The organism is Pseudomonas vranovensis DSM 16006, from assembly GCF_000425805.1.
Lineage (GTDB): Bacteria > Pseudomonadota > Gammaproteobacteria > Pseudomonadales > Pseudomonadaceae > Aquipseudomonas > Aquipseudomonas vranovensis.
Window position 1 is genome coordinate 18,426 of the sequence record NZ_AUED01000023.1, and the last position, 24,382, is coordinate 42,807.

The following is a 24,382-nucleotide window of genomic DNA, read 5'->3' on the forward strand; positions in this document are numbered from 1 at the left end:
TCCTTTCAGGCGCTCAGGGCCAGGAAGCGGTTCTTGATGCTTGGGTCGGCGCGAAATTGGGCGGCGGTGCCCTGGTAGGCCACACGGCCTTGTTCGAGCACGTAATGGCGGTCGGCGAGGGCGTCGCACACCATCAGGTTCTGCTCTACCAGCAGCACCGACAGCCCCTCGTCCTTGATGCGCCGCAGAATCTTCACCAGCTCGTCGACAATCACGGGTGCCAGGCCTTCGGTGGGCTCATCGAGAATCAGCAGCTTGGGGTCGTTGAGCAGGGCACGGGCAATGGCCAGCATCTGCTGCTCGCCACCGGAAAGGGCGAAGCCGTTGTTGTTGCGCCGCTCCTTGAGGCGCGGAAACATCGCGTAGACATCCGCCAACTGCCAGCGGCTGTCCTTGCGGGCGGCGATCTTGAGGTTTTCCTCGACGCTGAGCAGGCGAAAAATACCGCGGTGTTCCGGCACCAGGGCAATGCCCTGGCGGGCAATCTCGAAGATCTCCCGGCCCACCAGCGGTTTGCCGTTGAAGTGGATCTGCCCCTGGCGCGGACGGACGATGCCCAGGATGCTGCGCAGCGTGGTGGTCTTGCCGGCACCGTTGCGGCCCAGCAGCGTGACCAACTCTCCGGTTTCGACTTTCAGCGAAACCCCTTCGAGCACATGGCTCTTGTCGTAGTAGGAGTGAATCGAATCGACGTTGAGCATCAGGCGGCTTCTCCAAGGTAGGCGGTGCGCACACGTTCATCGTTGCGGACGAATTCCGGGGTGCCCTCGACCAGGATCCGGCCATGGCTCATCACTGTGATGCGCTGGCTGATCGACATGACGATGCTCATGTTGTGCTCGATCAACAGCACGGTGTGATCTTGGCCCAGGTCGCTGATCAGTTCGGTCATCAAGGGAATGTCATCGATGCCCATGCCCGAGGTAGGCTCATCGAGCATCAGCAGCTTGGGGCGGGCGCAGATCGACATGCCGACTTCCAGCACCCGCTGCTGACCATGGGACAGTTCACCGGCCAGGGTGTCGGCCCGACCACCGAGCTTGAGGCGTTCCAGCACCTGGTCGGCCATGTCCCAATGGCTGCGCTTGTGTTCCACGCTGCGCCAGAAGTTCAGCGCTGCCAGGCCATCTCGGCCCTGGGCGGCCAGGCGCAGGTTTTCCCGCACACTGAGGTTCTGGAACAGGCTGGTGAGCTGGAACGAGCGGGCCATGCCCAGCGCCACACGGCCATGGGACGGCTTGCGGATGATGTCCTGGCCGCCGAACAGAATCTGCCCAGCGGTAGCCGGACGCTCGCCGGTGAGGCAGTGGAACAGGCTGGTCTTGCCGGCGCCGTTGGGGCCGATCACGGTATGGATGGTGCCGGCGCGTACTTTCAGGTCAACGCCGTCCACGGCATGGAACGGGCCGTAGGCCAGCTGCAGGTCGCGGGTTTCCAGGAGGTAATCGCTCATTGCAGGTTCTCCTTGGTCTTGCTTGCAGCAGTGCGCAGCGCACCCAGGCGCTTGCCGAGGTCCGCCAGGCCGCCCCACAGGCCACCGCGCATGAACACCACCACCAGAATCAGAATGATCCCCAGCAGCATCAGCCAGCGCGGCCACAGTTCCGACAGCACATCGCCGAGCAGCACGATGGAGCCTGCGCCCAGCAGCGAGCCGAACAGCGAGCCGGTACCGCCGACGATGGTCATGATCAGAATGTTTTCGGACATCACCAGGTCGATGTTCGACAGCGGGGCAAAGTGCAGCAGCATGGCGTACAACGCCCCGGCGATACCGGTGACGGCGCCGGACAACATGAACACCAGGATCTTGAAGTGGCGGGTGTCATAGCCGATGGCCGCGGCGCGGGTTTCGTTCTCGCGAATGGCCAACAGGGTGCTGCCGAAGGGGGAGCGGATCACCCGCTGGGCGCCGATGAAAATCAGCAGGAACAGCACCGCGACAAAGGCATAGAAGTGCCGCGGGTCGCCCAGGTCCACCAGCACATGGCCGGCAATCGCCAGGTCGGGGCGCGGTACATCGAGCAGGCCGTTGTCGCCGCCGGTCCAGTCGCTCAGGGTATAGGCCAGAAAGTAGGCCATCTGGCTGAAGGCCAGGGTCAGCATCACGAAGTAGATACCAGTACGGCGAATCGCCAATGCACCCACCAGCAACGCCAGCAAGGCGCCGAATACGGCAGCGCCCAGCAGCGCCGGGAACATGCCCCAGTGCAGATGGATCATCAGCAGCGCCGCGCCGTACGCGCCCACGCCGAAGAAAATACCCTGACCGAACGACAGCAGCCCGGTAAAGCCCAGCAGCAGGTTACAGGCCAGCGCCGCGAGGGCGAAGATCAGGATTTCGGTGGCCAGGGTGGTCGATGGCAGCAGTAACGGCAAACCGATCAGGGTGGCGACCACCAGCAACAGCAGGGCGGGCGAACGGCCCTTGGCAAGGGGCAACGGGTTCTTTTCACTCATATTCATGCTCTCCCGAACAGACCGTAAGGACGCACCAGGATCACCGCGGCCATGGCCCCGTAGATCATCAAGCTGGCCCCTTGCGGCCAGAGGCTGGTCATCATGCTTTGCACCACGCCGACCAACAGACCACCGACCAGCGCTCCACCAAACGAGCCCATACCGCCGATCACCACGACGACAAAGGCGATACCGAGGATCTCCGGGCCGACAAAGGGCTGGGCCCCCCGCAACGGCGCGAACAGCACCCCGGCGACACCGGCCAGGCCCACGCCCAGGGCGAAGGTCAGGGAAAACAGGCGGAAGATATTGGTGCCCAGCAGTGAGACGGTTTCAGTACTCTCGCTGCCGGCCCGTACCAGGGCGCCGAAGCGCGTGCGTTCCAGCAGCAGCCACAGGCCCAGGCCGATCAGGGCCGAGAAGCCGATCAGGAACAGGCGGTAGTAGGGGTAGATGAAGTCACCGATGATCAGCACGCCGCGCAGCTCATGGGGCACGGCAATGTTCTTGCCCACCGGGCCCCAGATCAGTACCGAGGCTTCCTGAATGATCAAGGCGATGCCCAGGGTCACCAGGATCTGGAAGGTATGGGGCAGGTGGTAGATGCGTTTGATCAATAAACGCTCGACCATCCAGGCCAGCGCCGCGACTGCAAGCGGTGCCAACAACAGGGCCATCCAGAAATTGCCGGTCAGGGCCACGACCGTATAGCACAGGTAGGCACCCAGCAGGAAAAACGCCCCGTGGGCGAAGTTCACGAAGTTGAGCAGACCGAAAATGATGGTCAGGCCCACGGCGATCAAAAAGTAGATCATCCCCAGGCCAAGGCCGTTGAGCAGCTGGAACAAGTAAAGACTGAGCATGCACGAACCCTCTGCAGCACGCGTGACGGCTGCATTGCAGTAGTGTGATAGCGAGCGCCGGGCGTCAGGCCAGGGCGCAACCGGTATTGGCGACGTCGATAAAGGAGCGGCCGGCGCTGATCACTTCGGCCAGGTCGTCCTCGTCACGCATCTGCGCCTGGGGTTTGCCACGCAGCAGGTAGTAGTCCTTCATTACCTGATGATCCGCTGCGCGGATCAGCTCGTCCCCGGTCGGCCCCTGATACGACATGCCCTGCAGGGTGCGGGCGATGGCCGGGCCATCGAAGCTGCCGGTCTTGATGATGGCTTCAAGCATCACCCGGGTGCCGATGTAGTCGGCGGCCAAGGGGTAGTTGGGGTTGATGCCGTAGGCGGCCTGGGTAGCCTTGACCAATGCCTGGTTCAGCGGCGTATCGACCTGGTGCCAGTACTGGGCGCCAAGGTAAACTCCTTCGAGCACGTCGCTGCCCAGTTCCTGGAACTGATCCAGGCCTGCTGACCACACCAGCAGCACCTTCATGCGCTCCTTGATGCCGAAATTCACGGCCTGGCGCAAGGCGTTGGAGGACTGGCTGCCGAAGTTGAGCAGCACCAGCACGTCGGGCTTGGCGGCGATGGCGTTGGTCAGGTAACCGGAGAACTCCTGCTCCTGCAGCGAGTGGTAGCTGTTGCCGATGTGCTCGACACCGAACTCCTTGAACACCTTGCGGGCGTTGTCCAGCAGCGCATCGCCGAACACGTATTGCGGGGTGATGGTGTACCAGCGCTTGGCGGCAGGCAGTTGGCGGATCATCGGCACCAGGGTCTCGCGGATGGCGCCGTAGGTGGGGACCGACCAGCGGAAGGTTGCCGAGTTGCAGTCCTTGCCGGTGATCTCGTCGGCGCCGACCGGGGTCATGAACACGCCGCCGGCCTTGTGGATTTCCTTGGACACCGCCAGTGCCGAAGAGGAGAGGGTGCAGCCCTGAAAGAACCTGGCCGCGTCCTGACCGATGGCTTCCTGTACCTTGCGCACCGCCTTGCCGGCGTTGCCTTCCGTGTCGATCACCTTGTACTTGAGCGGGCGCCCGAGCAGTTGCGGGTGCTCGGCGATGGCCAGGCGCGAGCCCATGTCGGCGTACTTGCCATAACTGGCAAAGGCCCCGGACATCGACTTCAAGCCGTAGAAGGTGATCGGTTCCTCAGCGCAGGCCAGGCGCATCCCGGCAGGGATACAACCCAGGCCACCAAGGGCAAGGCCTGCCTTGAGCAGGGTACGTCTTTGCATGGGTAACTCCTTGGTTCTGGTTATTAGGCAGGAGTGGCAATGACAAAGCGGGCACGGTCGGGCCTGTGGGCAGGCCTCTGGTCGGGCGTGATCAGTGGTGGTGGTCGAACTCCAGCAAAAAGTGCCGGGCCACTTCGCCTTCAAGGGCGGTCATGTGCTGTTCGGCGTCGCACATGTGCTCGTGCATCAGGCGACGCACCGCCGGTTCGTCGGCGGCGCGCAGGGCGGTCAGCAGTTGCTTGTGGTAATCGATGTTGGCGGCGTCGAATTGCTCGCGCTTGGGCTTGTAGGCTTTTTTCAGTACCACCAGGTCGCGCAGCAAGTCGTTGAGGAAGGTCGCCATGAAACTCAGCAGCGGATTGGGGCAACGCCGGGCCAGGATGTTGTGGAACTCGAGCTCGGCCAGGCGTTGCTCCCGCTGCCCCAGTTCGCTGTCTTCCGGGGCGCTGCAGCAGTCGATGTTGGCCTGCAAGGCGCTGAAGTCTTCTTCGCTCAGGCGGCCGATGACCGCGACGGCCAGTTCCACTTCAATGACTTTGCGCAATTGGTACACCTGCTCGCCATCGAGTTGCTGGAAGTGCAGGTAGTTGCGCAGCGCGCGGCTGGCGGGCTCGGTGCCGGCCTCGTTGAGGTAGGCGCCGCCGCTGGGGCCGGTGCGGGTGTTGACCAGGCCTTCGACCTCCAGGGCCTTGAGCGCTTCACGGGCGGTGCCCTTGGAACACTCGAAACTTTCCATCAATTCGCGCTCGGTCGGCAGCCGGTCACCGGGGCGCAGGGCGTCGATGACAATCGAGCGTTTGACCGACTCGACGATCATGTCCGAGAGCTTCTGGCGTTTGCGCTTGATCGGGCGTTTGAGCATGGTGGTCATTTTTCATATTTATGCGGATAAATAGTACTTAATGACCTTTGACCGTCCAGGTCAACAGGTGGGGCGGGGAAGGTGTCGCAAATGGTGCGGGGAGGTCGTTTACAGGAAAGCAGAGCAGGAGCGGGCTCGCCCCGCGATAAATCTGATGTTGCCCAATTGCGGGGCAAGCCCACTCCTACCGCGAGAATCGAAACTTAACGCTGCGGCCCAGGCCCCTGCTCCAGGTGGGCCTGGCTGCAATACCACTGCGATCCCAGGCGCAGGGCGCGGTCATTGGGCAGGTGTACGCCGCAATGGGCGCAGCGCACCATCTTCAACGGGTCTTCGAGGCCGTTGTCGGGCGCAGCAGCGTTGCTGGCCTTGAACTTGCGCCACAGCCAGAAGGCAGCGGCAATCAGGGCGATCCAGAAAAGTAGGCGAACCATGGTGTCCAGCTTTGTCAGTGAAGAGCCTCAAGTCTAGGGCTCGGGCAAGAAAAAAGGGAGGCCTTGGCCTCCCTTTATCTGTTGCATGTTCCGTCAGTCGAATACGCCGAAGGTCATGTAGCTGAACCAGGAGCGGTCATCGTTGTTGCCTTCCGCTTCGTGCTCTTCTTCTTCAACGGCGTCGCCGTCTTTTGGCAGCAGCTCGGCCGGAATTGCTTCCTTGGCGTCTTCGTACTGCTTGATCACGTCTTGGTTGGCGCGGGTTTCGCCCGGTGGCAGCGGCGCGTCGGTCTCGATCAGGCCCAGGGTCGCCTTGGACAACCAGGAGCGGTTGTCGGCTTCATCCTGCTTGGGCTCGAACTGGCCGTCGACCAGGCTCGGGTGATCCGGATAGTTGAGCTTGAGGGTCTCGAGGCTGGTGGCGGCCAGTTCGTCCAGGTGCAGACGCATGTAGGCTTCGGTCATCACTGCCAGGCCGTCGCCCACCGATGGGGTTTCCTGGAAGTTCTCCACCACATAACGGCCACGGTTGGCGGCAGCGACATAGGCCTGACGGGTCAGGTAGTAGTCGGCTACGTGGATTTCGTAGGAGGCCAGCAGGTTGCGCAGGTAGATCATGCGCTGCTTGGCGTCAGGCGAATAACGGCTGTTGGGGAAGCGGCTGGTGAGCTGGGCGAATTCGTTGTAGGAGTCGCGGGCGGCACCCGGGTCACGCTTGGTCATGTCCAGCGGCAGGAAGCGCGCCAGCAGGCCCCGGTCCTGGTCAAACGAGGTCAGGCCCTTGAGATAGTAGGCGTAATCGACGTTTGGATGCTGGGGGTGCAAGCGAATGAAACGCTCGGCGGCCGACTTGGCGGCTTCAGGCTCGGCGTTCTTGTAGTTCGCGTAGATCAGCTCAAGTTGCGCCTGATCGGCATAGCGACCGAACGGATAGCGCGACTCCAGGGCCTTGAGCTTGCTCGTGGCGCTGGTGTAGCTGTGGTTGTCCAGGTCGGCCTGCGCCTGCTGGTACAGCTCGGCTTCGCTCAGGTTTTCGTCGACGACTTCCTTCGAAGAACAAGCAGCGGTGAGTCCGAGGATGGCGATCAGCAGCAGGTGTTTCACTTGCATAGCGGCTTGCGTCCCTATGACGGCCGCTGTCTTGGGCGAGGCCGTCCTGTTATGATGAGCACCCCGGTGCAACCTCCGGGGCAAAAGACGTCGTATTTAACCACAAGCGTGCAGTCGAAACCAAAGGCTGTGCCGCCCGCTGATTCGAGCATGTCCGAGATCATTCAACTTAGCGCAGAGGTGCCGTCCGAATTGGGCGGGCAACGCCTCGACCAAGTCGCCGCCCAATTGTTCGCTGAGCACTCGCGCTCGCGCCTTTCCACCTGGATCAAGGAGGGGCGCCTGACGGTCGATGGCGCGGTCCTGCGTCCGCGCGATATCGTCCACGGCGGCTCGCTGCTGGCGCTCGAGGCCGAGCAAGAGGCCCAGGGCGAGTGGGTGGCCCAGGATATCGAGCTGGATATCGTCTATGAAGACGACCACATCCTGGTGATCAACAAGCCTGCCGGGCTTGTGGTCCACCCGGCTGCGGGCCACGCCGACGGCACCCTGCTCAACGCACTGCTGCACCACGTGCCAGACATCATCAATGTGCCGCGCGCCGGGATCGTCCACCGCCTGGACAAGGACACCACCGGTCTGATGGTGGTGGCCAAGACCATCCAGGCGCAGACTCAACTGGTCGCCCAGTTGCAAAGTCGCAGTGTCAGCCGCATCTATGAATGCATCGTGATTGGCGTGGTCACCGCCGGTGGCAAGATCAATGCCCCGATCGGCCGCCACGGTGGCCAGCGCCAGCGCATGGCCGTGACAGAAGGCGGCAAGCCGGCTGTCAGCCACTACCGTGTGCTGGAGCGCTTCCGTTCCCACACCCACGTGCGGGTCAAGCTGGAAACCGGGCGTACCCACCAGATTCGTGTACACATGGCTCATGTGAACTTCCCGTTGGTCGGCGATCCGGTCTACGGCGGTCGCTTCCGCATTCCGCCTGCGGCCAGCCCGACCATGGTCGATGCGCTCAAGACCTTCCCGCGTCAGGCGCTGCACGCGCGGTTCCTGGAACTGGATCATCCGGTGACCGGCGAGCGCATGGGCTGGGAATCGTCGCTGCCGGATGATTTCGTCTGGCTGCTGTCGCTGCTCAAGCAGGACCGCGAGGCGTTCGTCGGATGACTGAGCTGGCGCACGATCTGCTGATCCCGGACTGGCCTGCGCCAGCCGGAGTCCGAGCGTGCGTCACCACGCGGGCCGGCGGCGTCAGCCTGCCACCCTATGAAAGCTTCAACCTTGGCGACCATGTAGGCGATGAGCCTGCCGCGGTGGCCGAGAACCGCCAGCGCCTGACCGCCGAGTTCGGCATCCAGCCGGCCTGGCTCAAGCAGGTGCATGGCGTGGCGGTGGCCGATGCCGACCCAGGCGTGATCGCCGAGGCCGACGCCAGCTGGACCACCACCCCCGGCATTGCCTGCACCGTAATGACCGCCGATTGCCTGCCGCTGCTGTTCTGCGACCGTGCCGGTACTCGGGTAGCGGCGGCTCATGCAGGCTGGCGCGGCCTTGCCGGTGGCGTGATCGAGGCCACGCTCGATCGCTTGGCCCTTGCGCCAGAAGAGGTGCTGGTGTGGCTGGGCCCGGCTATCGGCCCGCAGGCCTTTGAAGTGGGCCTGGAAGTGCGAGACGCCTTCACCACCATTCATCCGGAAACCGCCCAGGCCTTCGCGCCCGGTGCCCGCCCGGATAAATTGATGGCCGACATCTATACCCTGGCTCGCCTTCGACTGGCTGCCCGCGGTGTGCAGGCGGTGTTTGGCGGCGGTTTCTGTACCGTCAGCGATCCACGCTTCTATTCTTATCGGCGTACTCCGCAGGGTGGGCGCTTCGCCTCTCTGGTCTGGCTTGAGCAACGCTGATTTCAAACAGTTATAAACTGTTACTTATCGAGGGGCGTTTTACCCCCTCAAACAACGCCGCTTACCTTGAATCCGCCCAATCTACCCCTATCTATTAGGGTATCTCTGGCAGGTTCACTCATCTGGTGTGTCCATCGCTCCGACCTGCCCAAAAAGGAAGGTAACCTATGCGAATAGACCGTTTGACCAGCAAGCTACAGCTAGCAATATCCGACGCCCAATCCCTGGCCGTTGGCATGGACCATCCTGCCATCGAGCCTGCTCACCTGTTGCAAGCCTTGATCGACCAGCAAGGCGGTTCGATCAAGCCCCTGCTGATGCAGGTCGGTTTCGACATCAACAGCCTGCGCAAGGCGTTGGGCAAAGAACTCGACCAATTGCCAAAAATCCAGAACCCGACCGGCGACGTCAACATGTCGCAGGACCTGGCGCGTCTGCTCAACCAGGCCGATCGCCTGGCCCAGCAGAAGGGTGACCAGTTCATTTCCAGCGAACTGGTGCTGCTCGCCGCCATGGACGAGAACAGCAAGGTCGGCAAACTGCTGCTGGGCCAGGGCGTGACCAAAAAAGCCCTGGAAAACGCCATCAGCAACCTGCGTGGCGGCGAGGCGGTCAACGACCCCAACGCCGAAGAGTCACGCCAGGCCCTGGACAAGTACACCGTCGACCTGACCAAGCGTGCCGAAGACGGCAAGCTTGACCCGGTGATTGGCCGTGACGATGAAATCCGTCGCACCATTCAGGTGCTGCAGCGTCGTACCAAGAACAACCCGGTGCTGATCGGTGAGCCTGGCGTGGGTAAAACTGCCATCGCCGAAGGCCTGGCCCAGCGCATCATCAACGGCGAAGTGCCCGACGGTCTCAAAGGCAAACGGTTGCTGTCGCTGGACATGGGCGCGCTGATTGCCGGTGCCAAGTTCCGTGGCGAGTTCGAAGAGCGCCTCAAGGGCCTGCTCAATGAGCTGTCCAAGCAGGAAGGGCAGATCATCCTGTTCATCGACGAGCTGCACACCATGGTCGGTGCCGGCAAGGGCGAGGGCTCCATGGATGCCGGTAACATGCTCAAGCCGGCCCTGGCCCGTGGCGAGCTTCACTGCGTGGGCGCCACCACCCTGAACGAATACCGCCAGTACATCGAGAAGGATGCCGCCCTTGAGCGTCGTTTCCAGAAAGTACTGGTAGAGGAGCCGAGCGAGGAAGACACCATCGCCATCCTGCGTGGCCTCAAAGAGCGTTACGAGGTGCACCACAAGGTAGCGATCAGTGACGGCGCCATCATTGCCGCGGCCAAGCTCAGCCACCGCTACATCACGGATCGCCAGTTGCCGGACAAGGCCATCGACCTGATCGACGAAGCGGCCAGCCGTATCCGCATGGAGATTGACTCCAAGCCGGAAGTGCTCGACCGTCTGGAACGTCGCCTGATCCAGTTGAAGGTTGAGTCCCAGGCACTGAAGAAGGAAGACGACGAAGCCACGCTCAAGCGTCTGGAAAAGCTCACCGAAGAAATTGCGCGACTGGAGCGTGAGTATTCCGACCTGGAAGAAATCTGGACCTCGGAAAAGGCCGAAGTACAGGGCTCTGCCCAGATCCAGCAAAAAATCGAGCAGGCCCGCCAGGAGCTGGAAACAGCCCGGCGCAAGGGCGACCTCAGCCGCATGGCCGAGCTGCAGTACGGGGTGATCCCGGACCTGGAGCGCAGCCTGCAAATGGTCGACCAGCACGGCAAGACCGAGAACCAGTTGCTGCGTAGCAAGGTGACTGAAGAGGAAATTGCTGAAGTCGTGTCCAAGTGGACCGGCATTCCCGTGGCCAAGATGCTTGAAGGCGAGCGGGAAAAACTGCTGAAGATGGAAAGCCTGCTGCATGAGCGGGTGATCGGTCAGGAAGAAGCTGTGGTGGCAGTCTCCAACGCCGTGCGTCGCTCCCGTGCAGGGCTCTCTGACCCGAACCGGCCAAGTGGCTCGTTCCTCTTCCTCGGCCCGACCGGGGTAGGTAAGACCGAGCTGTGCAAAGCACTGGCAGAGTTCCTGTTCGACACCGAAGAGGCGATGGTACGGATCGACATGTCCGAGTTCATGGAGAAACACTCCGTGGCGCGGCTGATCGGTGCGCCACCTGGCTATGTCGGTTACGAAGAGGGTGGCTACCTGACCGAGGCGGTGCGGCGCAAACCATACGCGGTGGTGCTGCTCGACGAGGTCGAGAAGGCTCACCCGGATGTGTTCAACGTGTTGCTGCAAGTGCTTGAAGACGGTCGCCTGACTGACAGCCACGGTCGTACGGTGGACTTTCGTAATACCGTGATCGTGATGACCTCCAACCTGGGGTCGGCACAGATCCAGGAGCTGGTGGGTGACCGTGATGCACAACGTGCGGCAGTGATGGACGCAGTGGGCTCGCATTTCCGCCCAGAGTTCATCAACCGTATCGACGAAGTCGTGGTGTTCGAGCCTTTGGGCCGTGAGCAGATCGCTGGCATCACCCATATCCAGTTGGGCCGTCTGCGCAGCCGCCTGGCTGAGCGCGACCTGGGCCTGGAGCTGAGCGACGAGGCACTGGATAAACTGATCGCCGTCGGTTACGACCCGGTCTACGGTGCTCGGCCGCTGAAGCGGGCGATCCAGCGCTGGATCGAAAACCCGTTGGCGCAGTTGATACTGGCTGGCAAGTTCCTGCCAGGCACGCCAATCACGGCCAAGGTCGAAGGCGAAGAAATCGTCTTCGCCTGATTTTTCGCTGGGTTACGCTAAGGCCTCGATTTCGAGGCCTTTTTTTTCTTTGCATTTTTCCTCGAGTGCTTGTAAAGTGCGCCCCGCTGTATGTCGCCCCGCAGCTTCCCGGCAAAATCGGGAATCTGAAAAAAAGTTGCAAATCAGTAAGTTGAATGCAAATTAGGGGTTGACAAGGGTTTTGAAGGTTGTAGAATAGCGCGCCTCAGAGACATGAACGCAGCGATGCACAAGGTCGAAGAGTTCAAGGCGGTAGTGATACAGCTTTTGAAATTGCAGTAATTGAAATTGATAGTTCCGCGATAGCTCAGTCGGTAGAGCAAATGACTGTTAATCATTGGGTCCCAGGTTCGAGTCCTGGTCGCGGAGCCAAATTTCAAGCCGGGGTATAGCGCAGTCCGGTAGCGCGCCTGCTTTGGGAGCAGGATGTCAGGAGTTCGAATCCCCTTACCCCGACCATTTTTGGGTCGTTAGCTCAGTTGGTAGAGCAGTTGGCTTTTAACCAATTGGTCGTAGGTTCGAATCCTACACGACCCACCATTTTCAAGTCCGGTTCGCTGGGTTTGGATCTTAAAAGGTTGGAACGCCATTAGCGTCCAGCCACTAAAAAAGGCGCCTTAATTGGTGCCTTTTTTTTACCGGGGTATAGCGCAGTCCGGTAGCGCGCCTGCTTTGGGAGCAGGATGTCAGGAGTTCGAATCCCCTTACCCCGACCATATTCAGAAAGAAGGGCACCTTGCAAAAGGTGCCCTTTTTTCGTTTCTGCAGCCTCTGACATTGCCTGCTACTATCCGGCTTTGTTCTGCAAGGGAGCTGCCCATGACCCTCAAGACCTCCGTATACATCGCCACCAGCCTCGACGGCTTCATCGCCCGTGAATGCGGCGAGCTGGATTGGCTGATGGTTGCCACCAGCTCCAGCGACGACCATGGCTATGCAGCCTATATGGCGACGATCGACACCCTGGTCATGGGGCGCAACACCTTCGAGAAAGTCCTGACCTTTGGCGAGTGGCCTTACCCCCACAAGCGTGTGGTGGTGCTGAGCAGCACCCTGAGCCAGGCAGATGCCGGGCAAAACGTCGAGGTGCATCCGGGGCCATTGGCAGACCTGCTCGATTACCTTCAGGAAACGGGCGCCAAGAGCCTGTACCTGGACGGCGGCAAAGTGATCCAGAGCTTCTTGCGAGAAGGGCGGTTGGATGAACTGACCATCACCCGCATCCCCGTGTTGCTGGGCAGCGGGATCAGCCTGTTCGGGGCGCTGGCGGAGGATGTGGTGCTGCAGCATGTGCGCAGCACCACTTTCGAGAATGGCTTTGTACAAAGCACCTACCGAATAGCCCGGTAGCAGCTAGAAGTACGGCCGCTGCGCGGTCGATCGCAGGCTGATGCAAGCGGCTTACCGGCTCGGCTTGCAATCCGTAGCCGCTGCCGAGGAACGAGGCTGCGATCGACTGCGCAGCAGTCGCCAGGTAGGAGCGGGCTTGCCTATCGTGGGGCAAGCTCGCCCCTGCAGATCAGTGCAGTTTCAGGCGCGGCTCGGTGCCCCGGCCAATCCGGCTGCCCAGCATCAGCATCAGCGTGCGGAATGTCCCGTATAGCGCCATCTGGTGCATCCGGTACAGCGACACATAGAACATTCGCGCCAACCACCCTTCCAGCATCACGCTGCCCGTCAGGTTGCCCATCAGGTTGCCCACCGCCGAGAAACGCGACAGCGATACCAGCGAGCCGTAGTCACGGTAGGCGTAGGTTGGCAGGGGTTTGCCTTCCAGGCGCGCCTTGAGCGACTTGGCCAGCATCGAGGCTTGCTGGTGGGCTGCTTGTGCCCGTGGCGGTACGTTACGATCACTACCCGGCTGCGGGCAGGCGGCGCAGTCACCAAAGGCGAAGATGTCGTCATCCAGTGTGGTTTGCAGGGTAGGGCGTACCACCAACTGATTGATGCGGTTGGTCTCCAGGCCGTCGATGTCCTTGAGGAATCCCGGTGCCCGAATACCCGCTGCCCATACCTTCAGGCTGGCCGGGATCACATCGCCATTGCTGGTCCTGAGTTCGGTAGCGGTCACTTCGCTGACCGCCGCATTGGTCATGACCGTAACCCCGAGTTTCTCCAGGGTCTTGTGTACCGGCACGCTGATACGCTCCGGCAGCGCGGGCAATACCCGTGGACCGGCTTCGATCAGGGTGATGTGCATGTCCTTGGGCTGGATACGGTCCAGGCCATAGGCTGCCAGTTCGTGCGCCGCGTGATGCAGCTCGGCCGCCAGCTCCACGCCGGTGGCACCGGCGCCGACGATGGCAACGCTGATGGTTTCGTTGGCCTGGTCGCCCGCGTGGGCGCGCAGGTAGTGGTTGAGCAATTGCTGGTGGAAGCGCTCGGCCTGCTTGCGGGTGTCGAGGAACAGGCAATGCTGCGCCGCGCCCTCGGTGCCGAAATCGTTGGTATTGCTGCCTACGGCGATGACCAGCGTGTCATAGCCCAGCGTACGAGCGGGCAGCAGTTCACGGCCCTCTTCATCGAGGGTCGCGGCCAGCTGGATCTGTTTGCTCTCGCGGTCCAGCCCGCTCATGCGGCCGAGCTGGAACTGGAAGTGATTCCACTTGGCCTGGGCCACGTAGTTCAGTTCGTCTTCCGAGGAGTTCAGCGAACCGGCGGCCACTTCGTGCAGCAGCGGCTTCCAGATGTGCGTCAGGTTGGCATCGACCAGGGTGACACTGGCGGTGCCCTTTTTACCCAGGGTTTTACCCAGGCGGGTCGCCAGTTCCAGGCCGCCGGCGCCGCCGCCGACAATCACAATACGGTGAGTCATGGGGATATCTCATAAGGTTTACGGAATTCGGGTCTCGAGTGGGCGGCCGCGCGGGGCGGGCGGATTGGGCGAGCGCAAGGCAGCTCATAGCACCAGGTTACTCAAGAGGCGGCTCAACAGGCCCAGGCCAATAGTCACCAGCACCACCATGCAAAGGAGCAGCCACGGCCGGAAAGGCTTGCGCTCGACTTGATGCTGGGGAGCTTGCAGGTATTGATCGACACGACGTTGGTCTTCGGGATTCAGGCGGCTGGTCATGAGGGCCTCGTCAGGTAGACGCTTGTGACTGAAGGGAAGCTACAGGGTTCACTGTAGTCGTTTGAACCGGGCCCCATCGTGCAGTCACACCGCAGCCTTTATGACGAATGATTGCGCTTTGTATCACCGGCGCGAAATTTATGCCATTACGCGTTGGCAGGGGGCCAGCTTAAAGGCTGATACCCACGTCGAACACAATGCTGCGCCCCAGGTTGCCACGCAGGAAGTCCGGCGCATCGGGATGGGCGAACAACACACGGGCAAAGGTCGGGCCCACCAGCGACAGCGAGCGCCAGCCCTGGCGCAGGTATTCGGTGGGCGGTGGGAAGTGGCTGTTGAGGTCGAGCACTTCGCGCTTGAGGCTGGCGAAGGCGATGATGTCCAGCTCGCTCAGGTCCAGCCCGCGCTCCTGGTAGTTGTGGGCTTTTTTACGCAAGGTCGGCGCCAGGCGCTGCAGCAATTCCTGGGCGCTGATACGCCGTGGCCGGGCTTCGCGGCGTACCAGTTGGCTCAGGGAAAAGGCGCTGCGCCGGCGTTGCAGCTCTTCACGCCATTCATCATTGAGCCTGCGGCCCTCGTCGAGCACGAAAAAAACCTCGAACGAGGCATCGCGAAACAGCACATCAGGCGGCTCTTGACCGGCGGGGGTGAAGTCCTCGCTGCGGTAGGGAATATTCAAGCCTTGCAGCAGGCGCTGGCAGACCCAACGCTCACGTTCCCATTTACGGGCGTTGGAAAGAAACGCATTGGCTTGTTCGGCCTGAATGGTGAGCAGGCGCAAATAATCTGAGTCGTCCATGGGGACAAGCTTAGCGTTCAATTGTGTCTTCATGAATAAAGTCATGTGCTTGGCGGCGCTGACCGGCCATTCGCGGCCCTGTTCGCGGCTTGCGGTGTAGACTGCCATCACGTTCACCGCAGAAGGACGCAGCTACCGTGATTGATGCTCAAGTGCTGTCTGACCAGAGCCTGATACTGGGCTGGATCGGCTACGTCGCGATGCTGATTTGGGCCACGGCACGCACGCGCTGGGTCGAGCTGTTCACTGACAGCCGCCGTCAGCACCTGCTGTTTGGAACGGTGTTTGCGCTGTTTGCCTTGTGGCTGGTCCGTCGTGATTTCGAGACCGGGGTGTCGTATCACTTCATCGGTATGACCGCCGTCACCTTGCTGCTCGATTGGCCACTGGCGATTGTCGGTGGATTGCTGGCCCAGCTGGGGCTGGTGATGATGGGGCGTCAGGACCTCGCCGCCATGGGCGTCAACGGCCTGCTGTTCATTGTATTGCCGGTGATGATCACCGAAGGCTGCGCAATCCTGGTGGAGCGCGCGCAACCGAAAAACCTGTTCGTCTATATCTTCTGCTCAGGTTTTTTTGCCGCCGCGCTGTCGGCGCTGCTGTGCCTGCTGGCTGCGCTCGGACTGCTGTGGATGGACGGGCGATTCGTGATGCCGGAGTGGATCGAGGACTTTATCGGCTACCTGTGGCTGATCATCTTCCCCGAGGCGTTCATCAACGGCATGGTGGTCAGCGCCCTGGTGGTGTTCTGCCCGGAGTGGCTGGAAACCTTCAACCGCACCCGCTACCTGCAGGCGCCGTGGAAAGACGACGACCCCGGGCGCTGACAATCAGTGGTGGGCGCGGGGGGCGAGCTCGCCGGAAAACAACTCGTCTTCGGCATCCGGTGCTACGGGAATCTTGTGCTCTTCGGCGGCCCAGGCACCCAGGTCGATCAACTTGCAGCGATCGGAGCAGAACGGCCGGAACTTGCTGGCCTCGGTCCATTCAACGGGGGCGCCACAGGTCGGGCATTCAACGGTCAGGGGTTGGCTCATGCTTGGCCTCCTCGCAAAGTCAGGTAAAAGTGGTGCAGGCGGTCGACCTCCGAATGCAGCCAGGCCAGGTCACGGTCGTTGACCACCACATCGTGGGCGTGACGCAGGCGTTCCTCGCGACTGGCCTGGGCCTTGAGGATGGCCTGAACCTGTTCGGGGCTGGTCTGGTCGCGCAGCAGGGTGCGCTGGATCTGCAGTTCCTGGGGGGCATCGATCACCAGCAGGCGCTGGGTGCGTTGAAACTGCCCCGACTCCACCATCAACGGCGAAACGAACACTGCATACGGCGACTCGGCCTTGGCCAGGTAGCTGAAAATTTCCTGGCCGATCAAGGGGTGCAACAGCGCCTCGAGCCAGCGGCGTTGCTCTGGATCGGAGAAGATCAGCTCGCGCAGCGCCGCACGGTTCAGTTGCCCGTCTTCCTGCAGCACGCCAGCGCCAAAGCGCTCGACGATACTGGCCAGGGCCGGACGTCCGGGCTCTACCACCCAACGGGCAGCCTGATCGGCGTCGACCAGGTGTACACCCAGCTCGACAAAACGCTGCGCCGCAGCGCTCTTGCCACTGCCGATGCCGCCGGTGAGGCCGAGAATCCAGGGAGTGAATGCAGCAGTGGTCATCACATTCCAGAGAATTTCAGATAAGAAGTGGTTATTTGACCACCCCAGAGCAGCGCGATCCACCCCGCAATGGCCAGATAAGGACCAAAGGGAATCGGCGTACTGGCTTTCTGGCGCTTGAGGCGCAATACAATCACCCCGATCACCGCCCCCAGCAACGACGACAGCAGCAGCGTCAGCGGCAACACCTGCCAGCCTCCCCAGGCACCGACCAGGGCCAGCAACTTGAAGTCGCCATAGCCCATGCCCTCCTTGCCGGTGATGAGCTTGAACAGCCAGAACACCGACCACAGGCTCAGGTAGCCGGCAACCGCACCCCACAGCGCATCCTCCAGGGGCACGAATACATCAAAGGCATTGACGATCAGCCCCAGCCACAGCAGCGGGAACACCAGCGCATCGGGCAACAGGCGGTGCTCGATGTCGATCAGGCTCATGGCCAGCAGGCCCCAAGTGAGCACCATCAAGGCCAGCGCGCCGGCGCTGGCGCCCAGGTGCCAGGCGGCAAACCCGGTCAACATTGCGCAGCCCAGTTCTACCAGGGGATAGCGCACGCTGATGGCGCTGCGACAACTGGAACAGCGTCCACGCAGCAGCAGGTAACTGAGTACAGGAATATTTTCCCAGGGGCGAATGCGATGCCCGCACTGCGGGCACTGGGAGGCAGGCAGGCACAGATCGTAACGTTCAGGCTCGGCCTCGGCGGGCAGCCCCAGCACCTCACGTGCTTCGGCCTGCCACTGGCGCTGCAACATGATCGGCAAGCGATGCACCAGCACATTCAAGAAACTGCCGACGATCAGCCCCAGCACCACGGCAAAGCACATATACAACAACGGCTGGCTGGCCAGCGAATCCATCAGGTCCATGGTCAGATCACACTACCCAACTGGAAAATTGGCAGGTACATGGCAATCACCAGGCTGCCTACCAGCAGCCCGAGAATCAGCACGATCAGAGGTTCGAGCAGGCTGGCCAGGTTATCGAGCGAGCGCTCGATCGCACTTTCATAGTGGCTGGCGACCCTGGCGAGCATATCGTCCAGCGTCCCGGCTGTCTCGCCAATGGCGCACATTTGCTGCATCAAGCGCGGAAACAAGTCGCTGCCGGCCAGTGCCAGGCTCAACGACTGACCGCTGGCAAGGTCATTGCGCACCCGCAACACGGCTTGTTCGTAAAGCGGGTTGCCACACGCAGCGGCCACGGGCCCCAACGCCTCGACCAGCGGCACACCCGCGGCGTAGGAGGTCGACAACGTGCGGGCAAAGCGGGCGAGGGCGGCATTGCTCAGCAGCGCCCCGGCAATCGGCAGCTTCAGGGCCGAGCGCAGGCACCAGCGCTGAAACCCGGGTTGCTGCTGGTAAGCCCGGCGCAGCGCCCAGCCACCGCCAAGCGCTAACACCAGCAACCCGCCAACGTACTGCCCGAGCCAGTTCGACAAGCCGATGACCTGCCGGGTAAACGCCGGCAACTCGGCATCGAAGCCGCTGAACATGGTCTCGAACTGCGGCACCACTTGCAGCAGCAACAGGCTCGAAACGCCCAGCCCGGTCAACAGCACAATCAATGGATAGGTCATGGCCTTCTTCAAACGGGCGCGCAACGCCTGGCGTTTCTCCTGCAGGCTGGCGACCTGCTCAAGCACCGACTCAAGCGTACCGGCTTGCTCGGCGGCGGCGATCAAATTGCAGTAAAGCGTATCGAAATACCGCGGGTGTCGGCGCAGGGCATCGGCGAGGCTGCAACCGGCACCGATATCGGTCCTGATCGCGTCGAGCAAAGAGAGAAGGGCGGGGTTGCTGGTGCTCTGGGCAATCGCCTCGAGCGCTTGCAGCAGTGCCACCCCCGAGCTGATCAACGTCGACAACTGCCGGCTGAACTGACCGAGCTCCTGCGTGCCGAGGGCCGTGCGCTGATGCCACAACCCGCTGCGCACCCGCTCGATGTTTGCCGGGCGAATGCCGCGCTTGCGCAGCGCCGTGCGCAACAGCGCGGGGCTGCGTTCGCTGCTCTGGCCATGAATGGGCGTGCCTTGGGCAGTGATGCCCTGCCAGCGATAGATCTGCAGTTTCTCGGTCATCGCGACATCCTTGCTGCGTGGCCTCAACAAACCCGGAAACAGCTTGAGGGCCTGGCCGGCGGGCAGGATTACCCGCTGCTCACTAGAGTAGTCGAGCCAGGAGGCAAGTTTGCCGACGCCGGGGTGACAAAAGGTGTCTGATCGGGCCTACTGGCGCGCCTGTTGGCGGCAGGGCCGAACCCGCTGCCGACACGAACCGATTTAGAGAGGGAGAACGTCCATGAAAGGGCAACGCGGCATTACCTTGATAGAACTGATGATCGTCGTGGCGATCATCGGCATCCTGGCGACCATCGCCATACCCATGTACAGCAACCACCAGGCACGCACCAAGGCCACCGCCGCCCTGGTAGAAATCTCCGCCTTGAAAACCCCGTTCGACCTGCGCCTGAACGACGGCAAGGACGTCACCGACGTTACCGCCCTGGGCGGCCAGGCCAGCACCAGCCACTGCGCCATCACCGCCACCGGCACCGCCGCCACTGGCGCTGGCACCTTGACCTGCACCCTGGTCGACGCCCCGGCCATGGCCCATGGCAAAGCCCTCACCCTGACACGCTCGGCCACCGGCTGGGCCTGCACCAGCGACCTCCCCGAAGACCTCGCCCCAACCGGCTGCAAACCCGCCGAAGGCACCCCGGCCCAGTGAGCTTTGCTGTTAATAAACAGTGATTTGCGTAAGCGATCCGGCAGTGGTAGCGTTGACGCCACGCCGGTGTAGCTCAGTCGGTAGAGCAGCGCACTCGTAACGCGAAGGTCGCAGGTTCGATTCCTGTCTCCGGCACCATTCAACTGTTCCGATACGTCTCTTCTTGTACACGGAACCCCATGAAAAGCCCGCTAAGTGCGGGCTTTCTTGTCTCTGGTTGTCTCATTCTGTCTCTAGGCATATACCGATTTTAGGTATACGTTAGGGTATACGCCGGTTCGACGAGAAAACGTATACCTATGGCACGCACCGTTACGCCCCTCTCAGACCCCAAATGCGAGGCCGCCAAGCCGCGGGACAAGGACTACACCCTGTTCGACGGTCAGGGCCTGTTCCTGCTGGTCAAGAAGAACGGCAGCAAGATCTGGCGCATGAAGTTCAAGCGGCCGGATGGCAGAGAGGGGCTGGCCACCTTCGGCAACTACCCAGCGCTGACACTCAAAGCCGCCCGCGCGCGCCGAGCCGAAGCGCTGGAGTTGTTGGCGCATGGTAAAGACCCGATTGAGAGCGCCAGGCAGGGGAGGGTCGAAGCGGCGAACGCGAGGGCCAACACCTTCGGCGTGCTGGCCAAGGACTGGCACGACGCCTGCTCTAAGAAGTGGTCCCCAGGTCATGCCGCGACGGTGTGGCGGCGTATCGAAACTTACCTGCTCCCGGCCCTGGGCCAGCGCCCGGTGGCCGGCCTCAAGACCCGCGACCTGTTGGCGCCGCTCAAGGCTGTGGAAAAGCGCGAAGTTTTGGACACTGCCGGCCGGCTACGGCAGTACATGACTGGGATCATGCGCATGGCTGTCCAGCACGGGCACATCGACACGAACCCTGCAGTCGACCTTCAGGGCGCAACTGCTACACGCAAGACCGTCCACCGGCCTGCGCTTGCGCTGGATCGGCTGCCTGAGCTGCTGCAACGAATCGACAGCGACACTGGTCGGCCGCTGACACGGTTGGCCACCCAGCTCACCCTGCTGGTGTTTATTCGATCCAGTGAGTTGCGGTTTGCGCGCTGGCCAGAGATCGACACCGATCGCTCCATGTGGGAGATCCCCGGGGAGCGCCAGCAGATTGAAGGTGTGAAAAACTCGCATCGCGGCTCCAAGATGAGCACGCCCCACCTGGTACCTCTCAGTCGCCAGGCACTGGCCACGCTCGAGCAGGTGCGCCTGCTCACCGGGCGCTTCGACCTTGTGTTCGCGGGTGACAGCAACCACTGGAAGCCGATGAGCGAGAACACGGTGAACAAGGCGCTTCGACGCATGGGCTACGACACCAAGACCGAGGTGTGTGGGCATGGGTTCAGAGCCATGGCCTGTTCTGCGCTCGTCGAATCGGGACTGTGGAGCAAGGACGCGGTAGAGCGTCAGATGAGCCACCAAGAGCGTAACAGTGTGCGGGCGGCATACATCCACAAGGCTGAGTACATTGAAGAACGCCGGCTCATGGTTCAGTGGTGGGCCGACTATCTGGATGTCAATCGAGAGAAGCACATCACTCCTTATGACTTTGCTCGCGTGGGGGAGGGTGTAAGCAATGTGGTGCGCGGAGCATTCGGCATGATTGGACAGCAATGAAGACAAGTATTCGATTAAAGGCCGGTGTTCTTGGTGTTCTTGGTGTTCCAAAAACGCTGGAAGCCAAAAACCACGAGGTCTGTAGCCAAGGAACACCTTTGCCTAAACGGCGGAACACGAAGACGCCGGAACACCCAAGGTGTTCCATGAGCGAGGCGCCTCGGCCCGTGCGCCCGTCTACGCCAACGCAAGCCTCCTCCTCCTCCTGCTGGCCGCTCTTCCGATGCGCTCACGCACTCAATCACGGCCCGGCGCGGCTTTGTCTGCGCCAACCGGGGCGTGGGGATCGTCAAATATCTAACGGCGCATTGCTATGACTCTTGGCAAATTAATGAGTCCTCTGAACCTCGACCTCGACGAGCTTGAATTGGAGTTGGAGTGGTTGCCGCTTTATGGCGAATTCGCCGAACGCTTCACTGAGGCGATTGATCTAGTGGCGGCTGGTATCGAAATGTGGAGTCCTCATGAGAGCGAAGAATGGGCAGTTGACGCGGCAGCAGAGATAAACCGAAAGCTCTATAACATTGCGCAGGCGCTGGATCGGTCTCCAGCACTGGGCTTGGCTTGGGCGGTGCGTAACGCAGGGTCATGGGAAAGGCGTGCCACCGATTCACAGCTTGTGGCGGCCCTCGCTATGGCTTATGGCTGCCGGGCGATACATGCTCTTCGCAAATGGCTAACGCACTTGGCTGACGATGTGGTGGAGGCATTTGGACGCGTGCGTGTTGAGGACTTAAGGGTTAATGACCCTGAGGTTTACGCCACCATCGTTAATGATTGCCGTATTGAATGTCCGATAGCCGAGATCGAGGCACGGCAGTCGGCTGCAGATTTGCTGGGGCGCGCACGAAATTCCCTCATCTTCGCGGAGTTTTATCGGAATCCAAGTATTCCACCCGAAGCAATGGCGCGACTTAATGAGCAAGCAGTAAAGAAATCTCGTGCAGCGACAGGCAGAAAAGCCGGGGCAAGAAGCGGTGCCGCCAGGCAGGAGAAGAATGCCGGGCGCGACAGGGAAATCTGTGATGCGGGCCGGAAGCTACTCGCGTCTGGTAGGGCCCCCAGTGAAATCTCAGGGATCATTTCACGAATGGAAGTTTCGGGAAGCCTTGGGTCCAAGGGCGTACGGGACGTGCTACGCAAAGGACTTGTTCTGGATCCCGCCTAAATTACAGGGAGGTGAACCATGTTCACCTCCCTCCTGCCTCTTATCTTCGCCCCCGTTGGTTTCATCAAACCCGGGGGCATCACATGCAACTCAATCGAACTGTGACAACTGTTTCACCCGCTGACCTTCTCACGCCTGAGCAGGCGGCCCAACTGTTGGGCCTATCGGTAAAGACCCTGGCCACCTGGCGCAGCACTGGTCGGCACGCTCTCCCATTCATCCGCTGCGGCGCACGTATCCGTTATCAGCGCACCGAACTGGTCGCCTGGCTAGCAGATCGGCACCACACCCCCGCCGCGCCTCGGGGGGAAATCTAATGTCCCCGCATCAAACCTTTGGCAAAACCCCCGCCCAATCGACTCCTTGCCGTGCGCATACCCGCGAAGTCTCGGGGCGCAATCTGCGCCAGGATATGGGTAAAGCTCCAGGCTTTGACCCTGCCGCCACGCTGATTCGCTTCCCCGATGTAGTGGCTATGACCGGTCTAGCTCGCGCAACTATCTACAAGCGCCTCAAGGACGATCCGACCTTTCCCCGCCCCGTGCCGTTGAGCAACAGCACGTCACGGGGAGCACCAGTGGGATTTGTTCTCGCAGAAGTGCAGCGCTGGGCGCGTGAACGTATTGAAGCTCGGGGGATCACTGCATGAGATCCGCTCGCATGCCGTTTACTGGCCCCTTCTTCGACACATACGGAATTGGCTTTGCCCTGTACCAGACGGGCCGCAACAACTGGAAGCAACGTACCGTCGCAGGTGTAAGTTGGAATGGCCAGGAAGGAAAAGCGCACTTTTTCAACCCTGATGGCCTGGTGCTTCCGCTGGTTCCTTCCCCTTGGGAACTGCCTGCCGTGTTGCGCCAGCAGAGAACGCGAATGGAGCCGGCACAAGTGATGGGATCGGGTGTATTCGCTATGACCCATCCCGCTGGAGATTCGGTGCTATCGAACGAATCAAACCAGTGGGTCACTTACTGGCTCGTAGGGAGTGATGCGGCCTATGCAAATTGCCCAGAGGTATGGGGTGCCTATGTGGAGTCTCAAGTAGCGGCTGAGCGCAAAGCGGCCGAACACAACTACGTTGATGCCCGCCGTATCAGCCAACGCGCAGAGCAGGAGCCGACCTGTGATGGTCTGCCCGAGTGGGTCCGAGTAAACACTGAGGATTGCCGTCGCATCCTGCGTTCTGAGTATGAGCGCGAATGTGCGGAGGATCAGCGAGTTGCGGCCTGGTTGCGAGGGTGCGCCGCATGAAACCTATTTTCCTGCCCGCCGCTGCCCTTGATGCCATAGACGAACTGGGTCCAAAGGCACCTTCGCCTGGGCGACTGGAGCGACTGCAAAAACTCCGCGACGAAGCACTGGCCAAAGGGGCGCACGTTCTACTGCTGATTTGGCCGACCCTCGATTGGGGGCTGCTCGCTGTCGAGGCGCCTGGGGACGTAGTAATTCGGGATGCAGCGCAGTTGGTGCCCAACGTGCTGGCCAATCCCGATGCATTAGGACAGATGTATGAGAAGGCCAGGCAAGGCCGCAATCTCACTTGGCTCAAGCTTGAGCGTCCCCCGGCCATTACCCACTAACGAAAACGCCCCCGGCTGCAACCGGGGGCGTCTGAGGATCTTCACTGTGCCCGCTCACTCTATGCCATGGCCAAGAGCCATGCAACCTGCCCGCACCACTCAGCTTGCGCTTCGTCGGCTCACACGTTACTCTCCGCCTGTCGCTGCAAATCCAGCGACCGGGTTTGGCG

General features: G+C 61.4%; 27 protein-coding genes and 5 tRNA genes. 17 read left to right on the plus strand and 15 right to left on the minus strand.

From position 1 onward, the window contains the following. Window positions 1-5: 5 nt before the first annotated feature. The 8 genes from H621_RS0117260 to H621_RS0117295 form a co-directional block, all read right to left on the minus strand. A complete protein-coding gene (locus H621_RS0117260; RefSeq protein ID WP_028944603.1) occupies window positions 6-701 on the minus strand; it encodes an ABC transporter ATP-binding protein in 696 nt (231 codons plus the stop codon). Continuing rightward, on the minus strand, window positions 701-1,453 hold the full coding sequence (locus H621_RS0117265; protein WP_028944604.1) for an ABC transporter ATP-binding protein: 753 nt from the start codon (window positions 1,451-1,453) through the stop codon (window positions 701-703). The genes H621_RS0117260 and H621_RS0117265 overlap by 1 nt, the downstream gene beginning before the upstream one ends. Further along, the gene (locus tag H621_RS0117270) at window positions 1,450-2,460 is read right to left on the minus strand and encodes a branched-chain amino acid ABC transporter permease (protein ID WP_028944605.1); all 1,011 of its coding nucleotides are present in this window, start codon (window positions 2,458-2,460) and stop codon (window positions 1,450-1,452) included. The genes H621_RS0117265 and H621_RS0117270 overlap by 4 nt, the downstream gene beginning before the upstream one ends. 2 nt (window positions 2,461-2,462) lie before the next feature. After that, complete coding sequence (locus H621_RS0117275) at window positions 2,463-3,323, minus strand: branched-chain amino acid ABC transporter permease (protein ID WP_028944606.1); 861 nt, start codon at window positions 3,321-3,323, stop codon at window positions 2,463-2,465. Window positions 3,324-3,387: 64 nt separating this feature from the next. Then, window positions 3,388-4,590: an ABC transporter substrate-binding protein gene (locus H621_RS0117280; protein ID WP_028944607.1), complete on the minus strand. Its 1,203-nt coding sequence runs from the start codon at window positions 4,588-4,590 to the stop codon at window positions 3,388-3,390. Between the two features lie 91 nt (window positions 4,591-4,681). Further along, the gene (locus tag H621_RS0117285; RefSeq protein ID WP_028944608.1) at window positions 4,682-5,452 is read right to left on the minus strand and encodes a FadR/GntR family transcriptional regulator; all 771 of its coding nucleotides are present in this window, start codon (window positions 5,450-5,452) and stop codon (window positions 4,682-4,684) included. A gap of 203 nt (window positions 5,453-5,655) precedes the next feature. Further along, window positions 5,656-5,886, minus strand: a complete 231-nt coding sequence (locus H621_RS0117290) for a PP0621 family protein (protein WP_028944609.1) — start codon at window positions 5,884-5,886, stop codon at window positions 5,656-5,658. 93 nt (window positions 5,887-5,979) lie between these two features. Then, window positions 5,980-6,996: an outer membrane protein assembly factor BamD gene (locus H621_RS0117295; protein ID WP_028944610.1), complete on the minus strand. Its 1,017-nt coding sequence runs from the start codon at window positions 6,994-6,996 to the stop codon at window positions 5,980-5,982. A 150-nt stretch (window positions 6,997-7,146) separates the two neighbouring features. Between H621_RS0117295 and rluD the strand changes: the two genes are divergently transcribed. From rluD to H621_RS0117335, 8 genes are all read left to right on the plus strand, one after another. Beyond that, the gene (gene rluD / locus H621_RS0117300; protein WP_028944611.1) at window positions 7,147-8,109 is read left to right on the plus strand and encodes a 23S rRNA pseudouridine(1911/1915/1917) synthase RluD; all 963 of its coding nucleotides are present in this window, start codon (window positions 7,147-7,149) and stop codon (window positions 8,107-8,109) included. Further along, entirely contained in the window at window positions 8,106-8,846 is a 741-nt protein-coding gene (gene pgeF / locus H621_RS0117305; protein ID WP_028944612.1) for a peptidoglycan editing factor PgeF, read from the plus strand. The genes rluD and pgeF overlap by 4 nt, the downstream gene beginning before the upstream one ends. Before the next feature lie 167 nt (window positions 8,847-9,013). Then, complete coding sequence (clpB, locus tag H621_RS0117310) at window positions 9,014-11,578, plus strand: ATP-dependent chaperone ClpB (protein WP_028944613.1); 2,565 nt, start codon at window positions 9,014-9,016, stop codon at window positions 11,576-11,578. Window positions 11,579-11,874: 296 nt separating this feature from the next. After that, window positions 11,875-11,950, plus strand: a tRNA-Asn gene (locus tag H621_RS0117315). Window positions 11,951-11,960: 10 nt separating this feature from the next. Continuing rightward, window positions 11,961-12,037, plus strand: a tRNA-Pro gene (locus tag H621_RS0117320). 5 nt (window positions 12,038-12,042) lie between these two features. Then, window positions 12,043-12,118 (plus strand) — tRNA-Lys (locus H621_RS0117325). Window positions 12,119-12,217: 99 nt separating this feature from the next. Further along, a tRNA-Pro gene (locus H621_RS0117330) sits at window positions 12,218-12,294 on the plus strand. A 103-nt stretch (window positions 12,295-12,397) separates the two neighbouring features. Beyond that, window positions 12,398-12,928: a dihydrofolate reductase family protein gene (locus tag H621_RS0117335; protein WP_028944614.1), complete on the plus strand. Its 531-nt coding sequence runs from the start codon at window positions 12,398-12,400 to the stop codon at window positions 12,926-12,928. Between the two features lie 169 nt (window positions 12,929-13,097). Here H621_RS0117335 and H621_RS0117340 read toward each other — a convergent pair whose 3' ends face one another. The 3 genes from H621_RS0117340 to H621_RS0117350 form a co-directional block, all read right to left on the minus strand. Next, window positions 13,098-14,393 carry an NAD(P)/FAD-dependent oxidoreductase gene (locus H621_RS0117340; protein ID WP_028944615.1) on the minus strand — a complete coding sequence of 432 codons (1,296 nt, stop codon included), beginning with the start codon at window positions 14,391-14,393 and terminating at the stop codon, window positions 13,098-13,100. Window positions 14,394-14,477: 84 nt separating this feature from the next. Beyond that, entirely contained in the window at window positions 14,478-14,651 is a 174-nt protein-coding gene (locus H621_RS27190) for a DUF3094 family protein (protein WP_036989987.1), read from the minus strand. Between the two features lie 169 nt (window positions 14,652-14,820). Continuing rightward, window positions 14,821-15,450 (minus strand): DUF1780 domain-containing protein, encoded by a 630-nt coding sequence (locus H621_RS0117350; protein ID WP_028944616.1) that lies wholly within the window; start codon window positions 15,448-15,450, stop codon window positions 14,821-14,823. 137 nt (window positions 15,451-15,587) lie between these two features. Between H621_RS0117350 and H621_RS0117355 the strand changes: the two genes are divergently transcribed. Next, window positions 15,588-16,277: an energy-coupling factor ABC transporter permease gene (locus H621_RS0117355; RefSeq protein ID WP_028944617.1), complete on the plus strand. Its 690-nt coding sequence runs from the start codon at window positions 15,588-15,590 to the stop codon at window positions 16,275-16,277. Between the two features lie 3 nt (window positions 16,278-16,280). On the opposite strand, the gene yacG is transcribed toward H621_RS0117355, so the two are convergent. Genes yacG through H621_RS0117375 form a run of 4 tightly spaced genes read right to left on the minus strand, consistent with a single transcriptional unit; the run spans window position 16,281 to window position 19,187 of the window. Beyond that, a complete protein-coding gene (gene yacG / locus H621_RS0117360; protein ID WP_028944618.1) occupies window positions 16,281-16,487 on the minus strand; it encodes a DNA gyrase inhibitor YacG in 207 nt (68 codons plus the stop codon). Continuing rightward, window positions 16,484-17,107, minus strand: coding sequence for a dephospho-CoA kinase (coaE, locus tag H621_RS0117365; protein WP_028944619.1), 624 nt, complete (start codon window positions 17,105-17,107; stop codon window positions 16,484-16,486). The genes yacG and coaE overlap by 4 nt, the downstream gene beginning before the upstream one ends. Continuing rightward, the gene (locus tag H621_RS0117370) at window positions 17,107-17,976 is read right to left on the minus strand and encodes a prepilin peptidase (RefSeq protein WP_028944620.1); all 870 of its coding nucleotides are present in this window, start codon (window positions 17,974-17,976) and stop codon (window positions 17,107-17,109) included. The genes coaE and H621_RS0117370 overlap by 1 nt, the downstream gene beginning before the upstream one ends. 2 nt (window positions 17,977-17,978) lie before the next feature. Next, window positions 17,979-19,187, minus strand: a complete 1,209-nt coding sequence (locus H621_RS0117375) for a type II secretion system F family protein (protein ID WP_028944621.1) — start codon at window positions 19,185-19,187, stop codon at window positions 17,979-17,981. Between the two features lie 220 nt (window positions 19,188-19,407). Between H621_RS0117375 and H621_RS0117380 the strand changes: the two genes are divergently transcribed. The 8 genes from H621_RS0117380 to H621_RS0117405 all read left to right on the plus strand — a co-directional run bounded on the left by H621_RS0117380 (window position 19,408) and on the right by H621_RS0117405 (window position 24,212). Further along, complete coding sequence (locus H621_RS0117380) at window positions 19,408-19,836, plus strand: pilin (protein ID WP_028944622.1); 429 nt, start codon at window positions 19,408-19,410, stop codon at window positions 19,834-19,836. A 62-nt stretch (window positions 19,837-19,898) separates the two neighbouring features. Beyond that, a tRNA-Thr gene (locus H621_RS0117385) sits at window positions 19,899-19,974 on the plus strand. Between the two features lie 161 nt (window positions 19,975-20,135). After that, the gene (locus tag H621_RS0117390; protein WP_028944623.1) at window positions 20,136-21,464 is read left to right on the plus strand and encodes a tyrosine-type recombinase/integrase; all 1,329 of its coding nucleotides are present in this window, start codon (window positions 20,136-20,138) and stop codon (window positions 21,462-21,464) included. 313 nt (window positions 21,465-21,777) lie between these two features. After that, the gene (locus H621_RS0117395; RefSeq protein ID WP_028944624.1) at window positions 21,778-22,632 is read left to right on the plus strand and encodes a hypothetical protein; all 855 of its coding nucleotides are present in this window, start codon (window positions 21,778-21,780) and stop codon (window positions 22,630-22,632) included. 83 nt (window positions 22,633-22,715) lie between these two features. Then, the gene (locus H621_RS28115) at window positions 22,716-22,949 is read left to right on the plus strand and encodes a helix-turn-helix domain-containing protein (RefSeq protein WP_084167974.1); all 234 of its coding nucleotides are present in this window, start codon (window positions 22,716-22,718) and stop codon (window positions 22,947-22,949) included. 95 nt (window positions 22,950-23,044) lie between these two features. Beyond that, the gene (locus H621_RS28120; RefSeq protein WP_036989989.1) at window positions 23,045-23,281 is read left to right on the plus strand and encodes a helix-turn-helix transcriptional regulator; all 237 of its coding nucleotides are present in this window, start codon (window positions 23,045-23,047) and stop codon (window positions 23,279-23,281) included. 11 nt (window positions 23,282-23,292) lie between these two features. After that, window positions 23,293-23,883, plus strand: coding sequence for a hypothetical protein (locus H621_RS0117400; RefSeq protein ID WP_051270577.1), 591 nt, complete (start codon window positions 23,293-23,295; stop codon window positions 23,881-23,883). After that, window positions 23,880-24,212, plus strand: coding sequence for a hypothetical protein (locus H621_RS0117405; RefSeq protein ID WP_028944626.1), 333 nt, complete (start codon window positions 23,880-23,882; stop codon window positions 24,210-24,212). Before H621_RS0117400 ends, H621_RS0117405 begins: the two co-directional genes overlap by 4 nt. The last annotated feature ends 170 nt before the right edge of the window (window positions 24,213-24,382 follow it).

Excerpts from the sequence above, each read along its gene's own strand:
- H621_RS0117260 (WP_028944603.1), bottom strand. The coding sequence starts at position 701 with ATGCTCAACGTCGATTCGATTCACTCCTACTACGACAAGAGCCATGTG.
- H621_RS0117265 (WP_028944604.1), bottom strand. The coding sequence starts at position 1,453 with ATGAGCGATTACCTCCTGGAAACCCGCGACCTGCAGCTGGCCTACGGC.
- H621_RS0117270 (WP_028944605.1), bottom strand. The coding sequence starts at position 2,460 with ATGAGTGAAAAGAACCCGTTGCCCCTTGCCAAGGGCCGTTCGCCCGCC.
- H621_RS0117275 (WP_028944606.1), bottom strand. The coding sequence starts at position 3,323 with ATGCTCAGTCTTTACTTGTTCCAGCTGCTCAACGGCCTTGGCCTGGGG.
- H621_RS0117280 (WP_028944607.1), bottom strand. The coding sequence starts at position 4,590 with ATGCAAAGACGTACCCTGCTCAAGGCAGGCCTTGCCCTTGGTGGCCTG.
- H621_RS0117285 (WP_028944608.1), bottom strand. The coding sequence starts at position 5,452 with ATGCTCAAACGCCCGATCAAGCGCAAACGCCAGAAGCTCTCGGACATG.
- H621_RS0117290 (WP_028944609.1), bottom strand. The coding sequence starts at position 5,886 with ATGGTTCGCCTACTTTTCTGGATCGCCCTGATTGCCGCTGCCTTCTGG.
- H621_RS0117295 (WP_028944610.1), bottom strand. The coding sequence starts at position 6,996 with ATGCAAGTGAAACACCTGCTGCTGATCGCCATCCTCGGACTCACCGCT.
- rluD (WP_028944611.1), top strand. The coding sequence starts at position 7,147 with ATGTCCGAGATCATTCAACTTAGCGCAGAGGTGCCGTCCGAATTGGGC.
- pgeF (WP_028944612.1), top strand. The coding sequence starts at position 8,106 with ATGACTGAGCTGGCGCACGATCTGCTGATCCCGGACTGGCCTGCGCCA.
- clpB (WP_028944613.1), top strand. The coding sequence starts at position 9,014 with ATGCGAATAGACCGTTTGACCAGCAAGCTACAGCTAGCAATATCCGAC.
- H621_RS0117335 (WP_028944614.1), top strand. The coding sequence starts at position 12,398 with ATGACCCTCAAGACCTCCGTATACATCGCCACCAGCCTCGACGGCTTC.
- H621_RS0117340 (WP_028944615.1), bottom strand. The coding sequence starts at position 14,393 with ATGACTCACCGTATTGTGATTGTCGGCGGCGGCGCCGGCGGCCTGGAA.
- H621_RS27190 (WP_036989987.1), bottom strand. The coding sequence starts at position 14,651 with ATGACCAGCCGCCTGAATCCCGAAGACCAACGTCGTGTCGATCAATAC.
- H621_RS0117350 (WP_028944616.1), bottom strand. The coding sequence starts at position 15,450 with ATGGACGACTCAGATTATTTGCGCCTGCTCACCATTCAGGCCGAACAA.
- yacG (WP_028944618.1), bottom strand. The coding sequence starts at position 16,487 with ATGAGCCAACCCCTGACCGTTGAATGCCCGACCTGTGGCGCCCCCGTT.
- coaE (WP_028944619.1), bottom strand. The coding sequence starts at position 17,107 with ATGACCACTGCTGCATTCACTCCCTGGATTCTCGGCCTCACCGGCGGC.
- H621_RS0117370 (WP_028944620.1), bottom strand. The coding sequence starts at position 17,976 with ATGGACCTGATGGATTCGCTGGCCAGCCAGCCGTTGTTGTATATGTGC.
- H621_RS0117375 (WP_028944621.1), bottom strand. The coding sequence starts at position 19,187 with ATGACCGAGAAACTGCAGATCTATCGCTGGCAGGGCATCACTGCCCAA.
- H621_RS0117380 (WP_028944622.1), top strand. The coding sequence starts at position 19,408 with ATGAAAGGGCAACGCGGCATTACCTTGATAGAACTGATGATCGTCGTG.
- H621_RS0117390 (WP_028944623.1), top strand. The coding sequence starts at position 20,136 with ATGGCACGCACCGTTACGCCCCTCTCAGACCCCAAATGCGAGGCCGCC.
- H621_RS0117395 (WP_028944624.1), top strand. The coding sequence starts at position 21,778 with ATGACTCTTGGCAAATTAATGAGTCCTCTGAACCTCGACCTCGACGAG.
- H621_RS28115 (WP_084167974.1), top strand. The coding sequence starts at position 22,716 with ATGCAACTCAATCGAACTGTGACAACTGTTTCACCCGCTGACCTTCTC.
- H621_RS28120 (WP_036989989.1), top strand. The coding sequence starts at position 23,045 with ATGGGTAAAGCTCCAGGCTTTGACCCTGCCGCCACGCTGATTCGCTTC.
- H621_RS0117400 (WP_051270577.1), top strand. The coding sequence starts at position 23,293 with ATGCCGTTTACTGGCCCCTTCTTCGACACATACGGAATTGGCTTTGCC.
- H621_RS0117405 (WP_028944626.1), top strand. The coding sequence starts at position 23,880 with ATGAAACCTATTTTCCTGCCCGCCGCTGCCCTTGATGCCATAGACGAA.